8 protein-coding genes are annotated in these 11,794 nt (G+C 42.1%); 6 read left to right on the top strand and 2 right to left on the bottom strand.

All coding sequences use genetic code 11. The features are described from left to right. Positions 1-165 precede the first annotated feature (165 nt). Together CTN01_RS07460 and elyC are read right to left on the bottom strand one after the other, a co-directional pair. Entirely contained in the window at positions 166-1,554 is a 1,389-nt protein-coding gene (locus CTN01_RS07460; RefSeq protein ID WP_045147919.1) for an L-cystine transporter, read from the bottom strand. 325 nt (positions 1,555-1,879) lie between these two features. Continuing rightward, entirely contained in the window at positions 1,880-2,707 is an 828-nt protein-coding gene (gene elyC / locus CTN01_RS07455) for an envelope biogenesis factor ElyC (RefSeq protein ID WP_107188485.1), read from the bottom strand. A 119-nt stretch (positions 2,708-2,826) separates the two neighbouring features. Here elyC and cmoM point away from each other — a divergent pair, with 119 nt between their 5' ends. The 6 genes from cmoM (at position 2,827) to torC (ending at position 11,792) form a co-directional block, all read left to right on the top strand. Then, positions 2,827-3,660: a tRNA uridine 5-oxyacetic acid(34) methyltransferase CmoM gene (cmoM, locus tag CTN01_RS07450; protein WP_005367152.1), complete on the top strand. Its 834-nt coding sequence runs from the start codon at positions 2,827-2,829 to the stop codon at positions 3,658-3,660. Beyond that, entirely contained in the window at positions 3,657-4,979 is a 1,323-nt protein-coding gene (gene mukF, locus CTN01_RS07445; protein WP_005367154.1) for a chromosome partition protein MukF, read from the top strand. The genes cmoM and mukF overlap by 4 nt, the downstream gene beginning before the upstream one ends. Continuing rightward, on the top strand, positions 4,960-5,703 hold the full coding sequence (gene mukE / locus CTN01_RS07440; protein WP_045083001.1) for a chromosome partition protein MukE: 744 nt from the start codon (positions 4,960-4,962) through the stop codon (positions 5,701-5,703). The genes mukF and mukE overlap by 20 nt, the downstream gene beginning before the upstream one ends. Then, complete coding sequence (mukB, locus tag CTN01_RS07435) at positions 5,703-10,166, top strand: chromosome partition protein MukB (protein WP_045147917.1); 4,464 nt, start codon at positions 5,703-5,705, stop codon at positions 10,164-10,166. The genes mukE and mukB overlap by 1 nt, the downstream gene beginning before the upstream one ends. Before the next feature lie 231 nt (positions 10,167-10,397). Further along, on the top strand, positions 10,398-10,568 hold the full coding sequence (locus CTN01_RS07430; RefSeq protein ID WP_005367160.1) for a periplasmic nitrate reductase, NapE protein: 171 nt from the start codon (positions 10,398-10,400) through the stop codon (positions 10,566-10,568). Between the two features lie 39 nt (positions 10,569-10,607). Continuing rightward, a complete protein-coding gene (gene torC, locus CTN01_RS07425; protein ID WP_045082998.1) occupies positions 10,608-11,792 on the top strand; it encodes a pentaheme c-type cytochrome TorC in 1,185 nt (394 codons plus the stop codon). The last annotated feature ends 2 nt before the right edge of the window (positions 11,793-11,794 follow it).

Here is an 11,794-nt window from a genome sequence, read left to right as displayed (position 1 = left end):
GAATAAAAAAAACACTATTTATTAAAATTAAATAATAAATAGTGTTATTAAAGTGTAAGGTTGATGTTTTTTACTAAAAAAGTAATCTTTGATTGAATAGTGAAAAATTAAAACAACCCGTGATTTTTATTTGTAAACACAAGAATGATCTTCACTAAATTGTGGTTAAGCATGTGTATCAATAACGTTTGGTTGTTTCCCTTTATCTATCTCAGATGTTTTATTTAAGCCTAAAATACGAGAAGTAATAGTTCCTGCCGTCATTGACCCACTAACATTTACTGCTGTTCTTCCCATATCAATTAAAGGCTCAATAGAAATTAACAAGCCTGCAAGTGCAACTGGCATACCTAATGTTGAAAGAACGATAAGAGCGGCAAATGTTGCACCACCACCAATACCTGCAATACCAAATGAACTGACAGTTACAATGGCAATAAGAGAAATCATAAAGCTCGGATCTAATGGGTTAATGCCTACTGTCGGCGCAATCATTACCGCAAGCATCGCTGGATATAATCCTGCACAGCCATTTTGTCCCATCGTAGCGCCAAATGAAGCAGAGAAGTTAGAAACCGCATCGCCATTGCCGAGTGATTTAACCTGAGCATCAATGTTTAACGGAATTGTGCCAGCGCTAGAACGCGAGGTAAAAGCAAACGTTAGTACTGGTAATATCTTCTGGAAAAAGCGCAGAGGATTGACCCCAACAAAGCTAACGAGTACGAGATGCAATACTAGAATTAACCCAAGCCCAACATAAGATGCGATAACAAAATTTAATAAGCTTAGAATATCGTTGTAATTCGAGCCAGCAACCACTTTCGCCATTAATGCCATCACACCATAAGGCGTTAAGCTCAGCACCATACGTACTAGTGTACGAACAATTTCCTGGGCAACATTAACAAACTTTTCAAAGCTAGCGCCTAACTCTGGGTTTGTTTTAATTACCGTTAAGCCAGCCATACCAACAAATGCAGAGAAAATCACAACTGCAATAGTAGAAGTAGGACGAGTACCCGCTAAATCAGCAAAAGGATTAGAAGGGAAAAATGAAATTATCATGTCTGCAAACGAAACATTCGCAATACTACCCAAGCGTGTTTGTAATGCTTCACCACGAGCAATTTCACGCGCACCTTCCACAATACCATCAGCAGTTAAACCAAATAGGTTAGTGATCATTATGCCGATTAAAGCAGAGACAGCGGTTGTTGCTAATAAAACACCTATGGTTAGAAATGATATTTTGCCTAGTGAACTTGAATCTTTAACCTTAATAATTGCGCCAATGATAGAAACCATAATGAGGGGCATAACAATCATTTTTAAAAGGCTGATATAACCTGCACCAACAATATTAATGTACTCAAGAGTGTCGCTAACGACAGGAGTTTGTGGGTGATATAACCATTGTAGAGAGGCGCCAAATAAGACACCGAGAATTAACCCAGTAAAAACGCGTTTCGACAAGGTGCTATCTGTACGCTGCTGCTTAATCAACAAGGCGATCAGTAGCGTAAACACGGCTAAATTTATAATTTGATACATACTGCTAACCTTTAATTTATCAATATAATAAAAATAAGAAAGCAATAATTCGCAGTTAAATAAACTGATGCTTGTAAGATTTAGGAATTAAAATGTTAAGCAATCATTGTTTCTCATTGGAGAAGAATCATAGTGGTTAAAGCGTTTTTCATATACATTTTTTATGACGTTTCTTAGCATAATTGTTTTATACATATAGCTTTTGGTTATATGTATGGTAGTCATACGTCGAAGACTAATTAGAAAAGTAAAAGAAAGGTAAGTGACGTTGGCATAAAAAAGCCCAGTAATGATTTACTGGGCGATAAGGGCATTTTATATGGTTTTAGCCTGCAACTGTTAACGCATCCGCACTATCATGATTGTTTTCATCTGTGCTTGGCTCTTTATGGTTAGCAAGAAATGTACGCAATTGTTGCCATAAACTCCCTAGTTTTTCATGCCAATAACGTTCAGTTTGGTATAAAAACTGCGAACTTGGCGCGTAGCGTACCCAAGGTTGTTTAATTTTGTTGCTCGCTAAAAAGTTAGTCGGTGCTGGAATTGGATTTAGTCCTGCTTGATGAAATTCATACAAGGCACGCGACATATGGCTGGCTGAAGTAATAAGTACTAAGTTTTTATCACCAACAACAGAAGCGGCTTGATGAGCTTCTTCCCATGTATCTTTCGCTGTTTCTAATAACAGAATATCCGACTTACTCACCCCCAATGCTAGGGCAACTTTAGCCATCATACGAGCATGACTGATATCGGTTCCACCACCGTAACCTGAGAGGATCATTTTAGATCCCGGATACATTCGCGCAATACGAATACCTTCAACTAAACGCATTAACGCAGTACGTGAAAGTTCAGAGGTGATGGGAAACGTTTTATCGATCACATGACCACTACCAAGCACCATCACAAAATTGATAGGTTTAGATGAGCCGACAAAAGCGGGATATTGTTGCTCTAATGGTCGCAGTAAACTCGTAGAAACAGGCTGAAAAGAGACGGCAAAAATACCTAAAAAAGAGAATGCAATAATTCCCGAAGCCAGTTTTTTCTTACGTGTAAACCATAAAACCAATAATCCAATAAACCCAATGATCAGCAGTGCTGGGAGGGGCATAAGGAGTGTTGCGATTAATTTTTTTAATTCAAACATGAAATGTAGTCCGAAATTTCAGCAGTTGAGCTTGAAAAAGCATCACAAGCCTTTATTCCTTTACTGCTTGTGAGAAAATGAGTCACTTTTTAGATTCGCTATCATAACGTAAAGCAGCCGTGATCAAAGACCGAAATTTTGATGATTTAGCGCAAAAGTTCGCTGAAAACATATATGGCACAGCAAAAGGGCAAATTCGACAAACTGTCGTTTGGCAAGATATTGAACAAATTCTTACCTCGCTTAGCAGTGTATCACCTCTTACTGTATTAGATGCAGGGGGAGGTATTGGACAATTATCACAAAAAATTGCATCACTTGGACATCAAGTAACGTTATGTGATCTTTCTAGCGAAATGTTGACATTAGCTCAACAAGAAATTGCTAAAAACGGTTTGCTTGAGCAATATCGTTTAGTGCATTGTCCTGTACAGGAAATTGGTGAGTTCATACCTGAACCTGTCGATTTAATTTTATTTCATGCAGTAATGGAATGGTTAGCTGAACCAATCGAGGTACTTACTGGTCTATTAGACAATGTGAAACCTGGCGGTGCAATTTCCGTGATGTTTTATAACTACAACGGTCTACTGTTTAAAAACTTAATTTGTGGCAACTTGACTCATATTGAGCAAGGAATGCCGCATCGCAAGCGCTTTAAATTGCAGCCGCAGCAAGGGATAAAACCTGAAGATGTTTATCAGTGCCTAACCGATGCTGGGTTTGAAATCATGGGTAAAACAGGGGTTCGCACCTTCCATGATTATATTCAAACTCATATGGTAGGTGACTACAGTTTTGAACAGGTTCTTGAGATGGAGCAGAAGCTTTGTCGCCAAGAGCCGTTTTTGTCGTTGGGGCGTTATATTCATGTGTATGCCCGTAAGCCTTTTGCTGAAGAAACGCACATAACAACGACAAACTCTAATAACAGCAATAAGGACAAGGGATGAGTGAAGTTACCCAGACGGTTCCTGAGTTGGTTAACTGGGTAAAGCAAAATGATTTTGCTTTAAACCTACCAACGGAACGGCTGGCGTTCTTGTTAGCCATTGCCGTTTTAAGCGGTGATCGCTTTGATGAAGAATTAGGGGAAGGAGAACTGGTTGACGCATTTCGCATAGTAAGTGATATGTTCGGCCAATCCAAAGAAACCCTGGCATTTCGCGCCAACAACGCCATTAATGAATTGGTAAGACAGCGATTAATTTCACGCTTTACTAGTGAAGTAACTGATGGCGCTAGTATTTATCGTTTAAGCCCATTAGCGTTAGGCATTACTGATTATTACGTTCGCCAACGAGAGTTTTCAACGCTCAAGCTATCTATCCAGTTAGCAATGGTGGCAGACGAAATCAATAAAGCAGCAACAGCGGCACAAGAAGACGGTGATGAAAAACACTGGCGTCAAAATGTCCATGCCGTATTGAAATACTCAGTAGCTGAAATATTCGATCGCATCGATTTAAACCAGCGCACCATGGATGAACAACAGCAGCAAGTAAAAGTCGATATTGCTGAGTTGCTAAACCAAGACTGGCGCGCAGCAATCAGTAGTTGTGAGCAGTTACTTGATGAAACGTCAGCGACGTTAAAAGAGCTTCAAGACACACTACAAGCGGCAGGCGATCAGCTACAAACGCAGTTACTTACGATTCAAGAATCCACACAAGGTCGTGATGATTTAGATTATGTTGATGGGATGGTTTATATCCTTCAAGCAAAACTGGATCGCATTATCAGTTGGGGTCAGCAAGCGATTGATTTATGGATTGGCTACGATCGCCATGTTCATAAGTTTATTCGTACCGCGATAGACATGGACAAGAACCGTGCATTTAGTCAGCGTTTACGCCAGTCGGTTACTGATTATTTTGATGCGCCATGGTTATTGACCTATGCAGACGCTGAACGTTTATTAGACATGCGTGATGAAGCATTAGTGCTTCGTGACGATGAAGTAACAGGTATTGTTCCTGCTGAGATGGAATTTGAAGAGCTCGACTTAGTTAATGATATATTGGCTGAAAAAGTTGCAGCAATGCTAAAAGCGCACAAAGCGACAGGCGCACCCATCAACCTAAGCTCACTGCTCAAAGATTATTTGGCTCAACACCCATTTGCCCAGCATTTTGATTTGGCAAGAATCGTGATTGATCAAGCAGTAAGAATGGGATACTCAGAGGCTGACTTCAATGCAATTCAGCCGGATTGGGAAGCAATTAACGAATACGGAGCCAAGGTACAAGCTCATGTCATTGACAAATATTGAAGAATTCATGCCGGAAAATTTAGCAAAAGCAATTGCTAATCCACTTTTCCCAGCACTGGATAACGCGCTCCGTTCAGGTCGCCATATTTCTAGTGAAGATTTAGATAACCATGCCTTTTTGATCGAATTTGAACAAGAACTCGGCATGTTTTACAAGCGTTATAATGCAGAATTAGTCCGTGCGCCAGAAGGCTTTTTATACCTTCGCCCACGTTCAACCTCATTGATTGGTCGTTCTGTATTGTCAGAAATCGACATGCTGGTGGGTAAAGTATTGTGTTTCCTTTACCTAAGCCCAGAGCGTTTAGCGCACGAAGGTATTTTTACCAACCAAGAGTTGTTTGACGAGTTAGTGACATTAGCTGATGAACAAAAGCTAATGAAATTAGTGACTAACCGCGCAACAGGTTCAGATCTTGATCGTGAAAAACTGTTCGATAAAGTGAAAACATCATTGCGTCGTTTACGTCGTATAGGGATGTTAATTCCAATTGGTGATCACGGTAAATTCCGTATTAGTGAAGCGGTATTCCGTTTTGGTGCCGATGTACGAACCGGTGATGATATACGTGAAGCGCAGCTACGCTTGATCCGTGACGGTGAAGCCGTCGTGCATCATCAAGAACCAAGCCAATCAAGTTTGCTCGACGATATCGAACAAGACAGTCAAGAATCACTTGAAAATGCAGATGCACAACAAGTGGAACAGGAGAGTAGTATTTAATGGAACGCGGTAAGTATCAATCGCTCACCATGGTCAACTGGAACGGCTTCTTTGCGCGTACCTTTGACATTGATAATTTGGTGACAACGCTTTCAGGTGGTAACGGTGCAGGTAAGTCAACAACCATGGCTGCTTTCATTACCACACTCATTCCTGATCAAAGCCTACTTCACTTCCGAAATACAACGGAAGCGGGAAGCTCAAATGCCTCACGCGATAAAGGCCTTCACGGTAAATTGAAGCCGGGTGCCTGTTATGCCGCGCTTGATGTGGTTAACTCGAAGAAACAACGCATTATCTTTGCTGTAAAATTACAGCAAGTCGCGGGTCGTGATAAGAAAGTTGATATTAAACCTTTCGTAATTCAAGGCTTGCCTTCAAACATCAAACCAACTGATGTGTTAATTGAAACACTATCTGAAAATCAAGCGCGTGTTCGCCAGCTTAATGATGTTAAAGACATTGTTTCACAATATGAAGGCGTGCAATTTAAAGCATTTAACTCGGTAACTGATTACCACGTTCAAATGTTTGAAATGGGCGTGTTACCGAAGAAATTACGTAACAGCCAAGATCGTTCTAAGTTCTACCGCTTAATTGAAGCATCGCTATACGGTGGTATTTCTAGTGCGATCACACGTTCATTACGTGATTACCTATTACCGCACAACACCGGTGTTAAAAAAGCCTTCCAAGATATGGAAGCGGCACTGCGTGAAAACCGTTCGACATTAGAAGCGATCAAACTGACTCAGCGTGACCGTGACTTGTTTAAGCATTTGATCTCAGAAGCAACGAACTATGTTGCTGCCGATTATATGCGTCATGCTAACGAGCGTCAGAAGAAACTAGAGCAAACATTAAGCTTACGTGGTGAGCTAATGGGCTCACGCCAAACCTTAATCGATCAGCAGTCTACGTTAAATAACATGACTGCAGAGCTGGATGAGTTGACCGAGCAAGAAGGCGCGTTAGAGCAAGATCATCAAGCCGCATCGGATCACCTACAGCTAGTACAAACAGCAGTACGTCAAGCTGAGAAAATCGAGCGTTATAAAGAAGATCTTGAAGAGCTAACTGAGCGTCTTGAAGAGCAGGTCATGGTGGTTGAAGAAGCGGCAGAGCAACTTGCGATTGCCGAAGAACAATCACAGCTAACGGAAGAAGAAGTTGATAGCTTAAAAACCCAGTTAGCCGATTACCAACAAGCATTAGATATGCAGCAAACCCGTGCATTGCAGTACCAACAAGCGGTACAGGCATTAGAAAAAGCGCGTGATTTGTCTGGCGATCATCAAATGTTACCTGATCAAGCGCCACCGTATCTTGCACAGCTTAAACAGCAGCAAGATACTCAAACAACAGCGTTATTAGCCCTTAAACACAAACTGGATATGTCGTCAGCGGCGGCGCAACAGTTTGATAAAGGCTTAGCGATCATAACCACCATTGCAGGTGCCTTTGATCGCGCTAATGCGAGTAATAAAGCCCGTGAATTGATTGATCATGGTCGTCAACTTCGTGCGATTTCAGATCGTGGTGAGCAGCTAAAATCGCAATACCGTGATTTAGAGCGCAGTGTTCGTAGCCAACGCCAAGCGCTTGAATTAGCAGAAACGTATACCAAGAAATTCGCTACCACATTAGATAGCGAATTAGCGTTAGTTGAAGAGCAAGCGCGCCATGAAGCAACGCTTGAAAGCCTAGAGCAAGATCAAGCAACGCTGGTTGAGCAACGTAACGACATGCGCCATGACGAGCAACGCTTAGTTTCTCGTATCGCGACATTAGAATCGCAAGCACCAACATGGATTGCAGCTTCTGATGCGCTTGAAAAATTAGCAGAGCAAGCCAATGCCGAGCTTTCAAGCAGCCAAGCGGTAATGGATGCAATGCAGCTAACGTTGGATAACGAGCGTGAAGCTTCGCGCCAACGTGATGAATTAGCGGCACGTAAGAAGCAACTTGATGCAGATATTGAACGTTTAGCACAGCCTGGTGGTAGTGATGATTCACGTTTACGTGGGTTAGCCGATACTCTTGGCGGTACGCTGTTATCTGAAGTTTATGACGATATCACTATTGATGATGCACCATATTTCAGTGCGATGTATGGCCCTGCACGACACGCGATTATTGTCCCTGATCTTAACGGCATTAAAGAAAAATTAGTCTCGCTAGATGATTGCCCAGATGATCTTTACATCATCGAAGGTGATGCGGATTCATTCGATGACAGTGGCTTTGATGTTGATGAACTAGAAGATGCGGTTTGTGTTCACTTAAACGATCGCCAACTGCGTTATTCACGTTTCCCAGAAATGCCATTATTTGGTCGCGCAGCACGTGAACAACGTTTAGAGTTCTTACGTGATGAGAAAGATCAAGTTGTAGAAGATCACGCAAAAGCATCGTTTGATTCACAAAAACTTCAGCGTTTGTACCAAAGCTTCAATAGCTTTGTAGCAACGCACATGTCTGTGGCATTTAACCCAGATCCAGAAGTAGAATTAAAGCAAGCACGTGATCAACGTAACCAAATTGCACGTCAGTTATCTGAATCACAAGCGCAAGAGCAACAACAGCGTAGCCAGTTAGCGGCAGCACGTGAAGGTCTTGCATTACTGGGTAAATTAAACCCAGTGGTAACACTGCTTGAAGATGACACGCTAAGTGCACGTTTTGAAGAAGTTGAACAACAACTTTCACAAATGGATGAAGCACGTAACTACCTTGACCGTCATGGAAAAGCGTTAGCCGAGCTTGAAACATTAGTGTCTGCACTGGATGCTGATCCCGAGCAATTCGATGCGCTACAAGCTGATTACGAAGCGGCGGATCAGAAGCTACAAGAGCTGAAGACGCTGATCTTCGCAGTAGCTGATTTAGCCGAACGTCGTCACTACTTTAGTTATGCCGATGCGGTAGAGCTACTGAGTAAGAGTTCAGAGCTAAACGAGCAGCTTAAAGCGAAACTGGCAACCGCAGAACAAGCGCGTGGTCGCAGCCGTGAAAGTCTAAAACAAGCGCGCGCACAAGCGAACCAGTACAACCAGTTAATGGCGTCACTGAAGAGCTCGCACCAAGCGAAGATGGAAACTGTTCAAGAGTTTGAACGTGAACTGCAAGAGCTAGGTGTACGTGCCGATGTTGAAGCAGAAGAGCGTGCACGTATTCGTCGTGATGAACTCAATGAGCGTTTACACAGTTCACGTAGTCGCCGTAGCCAGTTAGAAAAATCAACCACCTCTATCGAACTTGAAATGAAGTCGTTAGTGAAGCGTTTACGTAAAGTGGGTAAAGATTACCAAGACTTCCGTAAGTTAGTGGTTAACGCGAAAGCGGGTTGGTGCGCGGTATTACGTTTAGCACGTGAAAGCGATGTTGAACGTCGTTTACACCGTCGTGAAATGGCGTATATGTCGGCAGATGAACTACGTTCGCTATCGGATAAAGCGCTAGGTTCACTGCGTCTTGCGGTTGCGGATAACGAAGATTTACGTGATGCGTTACGTGCGTCAGAAGATGTGACGCGTCCTGAACGTAAAGTTCTATTCTACATCGCAGTGTACCAGCATCTACGTGAGCGTATTCGTCACGATATTATTCGTACCGACGATCCGGTTGAAGCTATCGAAGAAATGGAAGCAGAACTCGGTCGTTTAACTGAAGAGCTAACGGCTCGTGAACAACGTTTAGCGATCAGTTCAGATTCTGTTGCGAATATTATTCGTAAAACAATCCAGCGTGAGCAAAACCGTATTCGTATGCTAAACCAAGGCTTACAAAGTATTGGTTTTGGTCAGGTAAATGGTGTGCGTCTAAACGTTAAAGTACGTGATACGCATGAATCATTGCTTGCAGGACTTGTTGAGAATAAAGATCAGCATAGCGATCTATTCGGTAATAACCGTTTATCATTCTCTGAAGCGATTGCGAAGCTGTTCCAGCGTTTGAATCCACATATCGATATGGGTCAACGTTCACCGCAGATCTTGGGTGAAGAGCTGTTAGATTACCGTAATTACCTAGAGTTAAGCATTGAAGTTAACCGTGGTACAGACGGTTGGCTACAGGCGGAATCTGGCGCGCTATCAACGGGTGAAGCGATTGGTACTGGTCAGGCAATTCTATTAATGGTTGTTCAAAGCTGGGAAGAAGAATCTCGTCGCTTACGTGGTAAAGATATTATTCCTTGTCGGCTATTGTTCTTGGATGAAGCGGCACGACTTGATGCTAAATCAATCGCAACATTGTTTGAGTTATGTGAACGCTTAGACATGCAGTTACTGATTGCGGCACCTGAAAATATCAGTCCTGAAAAGGGTACAACCTACAAACTGGTACGTAAGATTTTCAAAGATCGTGAACACGTACACGTGGTGGGTTTACGTGGCTTTAGTAATACACCAAAGATTGCAGATCCAATCCAAACGGTACTAGATATCGACACGGTAGAATAATTCTCCGTTAAATTTTGTAAAAAAGGCCAGCAGAGATGCTGGCCTTTTTTTATACCTAAAATAACGGCTTAGAGAAAAAAATCAGGATTCATAAGGTAAGCGAAAATGTGATCCCAGTAGCTTTTTAATAACCTTATAAATGTAAGGTATAACTATTGTCTATAATTCACCTACAGCACTGGAAAGTCTTATTAGGAATAACGAGACTTACTAATAAGTGAGAGAGCAATAATGTTAAGTGAAGAAATGGATGATAAAGAGAAAGGTCGTTATGAATGGCGAACATTTCTATTCATCGTTGTTTTACTGTTTCCTATTTTATCTGTGATGTTTGTTAGCGGATATGGCTTTTTTATTTGGGCGCTGCAAGTGTTTTTCCTCGGTCCTCCGGGTCACGGTTAAGCACTCGTCAACATTAAATAAAAAACGGGTAGGTAAATAATGAAGTCGTCCTTAAAAAAAGTTTGGATAACGCTGTGGCGTCCAGCAACCAAAATAAGCCTTGGCGTCCTCGCGTTAGGTGGTTTTGTTGCTGGGGTTATTTTTTGGGGGGGATTTAATACCGCTCTTGAAATGACCAACACAGAAAAATTTTGTATCAGCTGCCACTCCATGAGTGACACTGTATATCCTGAGTTGCAAGAAACCGTTCACTGGTCAAATCACTCAGGTGTCCGTGCTACTTGTCCTGATTGTCATGTTCCTCATAATTGGACGGATAAAATTGCTCGAAAAATGCAGGCGAGTAAAGAAGTCTTTGGCGCGATTGCTGGCACTATTGATACGCCTGCAAAATTTGAGGCAAAAAGACTGGAATTAGCCCAACACGAGTGGAAACGCTTTGCAGCGAATGGATCGTTGGAATGTAAAAGTTGCCACAATTATGACAGCATGAAATGGGATGAAATGTCACCACGTGCACAGGCACAAATGAAACAAGCAGCAGCGAAAGACCAAAGCTGTCTTGATTGCCATAAAGGTATTGCCCATCATTTACCTGCGGATATGGCCTCGTCGGGTGGTATTGTCTCTGAATTGACCGCAGCATCACATAGTACCGATTACTCTGAAGGTAGTACTTACTACAGTATTCAATTTACTCCAATGTTTGAAGATGTAGCTAAATCCCAAGATGGTGGTCAACTAGAGCCAGCATCAGCAGTGAAAGTCGTCGCGATTAAAGGTGATATGCTGCAAGTTGAACTAAGCGGTTGGCGTAAAGAAAAAGGCTTTGGTCGGGTAATTAATCAAGATTTCGGGATGAACATACCGACAGCCGCCTTAAGTAAAAACGCCGCGCAAAGCGCTGATATTGTAAAAGGTTTCGAGCAAAAAGAAGATGACGTCACAGGGCTGAAATGGCAACAAGTAACCGCAACATTATGGGTTGAGAAAAAGAACTTTGTTAGTGATATCAGTACTGTTTGGACTGCCGCAAAATCGGCATACAACACCAACTGTAGCGTATGTCATACCCAGCCCGCAGAAAACCATTTTGACGCAAATACTTGGCCTGGCATGTTTAACGGTATGCTTGCATTTGTGAATTTTGATACTGATAGTGAAGCTATTGTTTTGAAATATTTACAAAACCATTCGTCAGACTTTTCTAAAGCTGAACATTAATC

It is taken from the genome of Photobacterium angustum, assembly GCF_003026365.1.
GTDB lineage: Bacteria > Pseudomonadota > Gammaproteobacteria > Enterobacterales > Vibrionaceae > Photobacterium > Photobacterium angustum.
The sequence above is the reverse complement of the archived record's forward strand: the minus strand, read 5'-3'. Positions and strand labels throughout refer to the sequence as shown.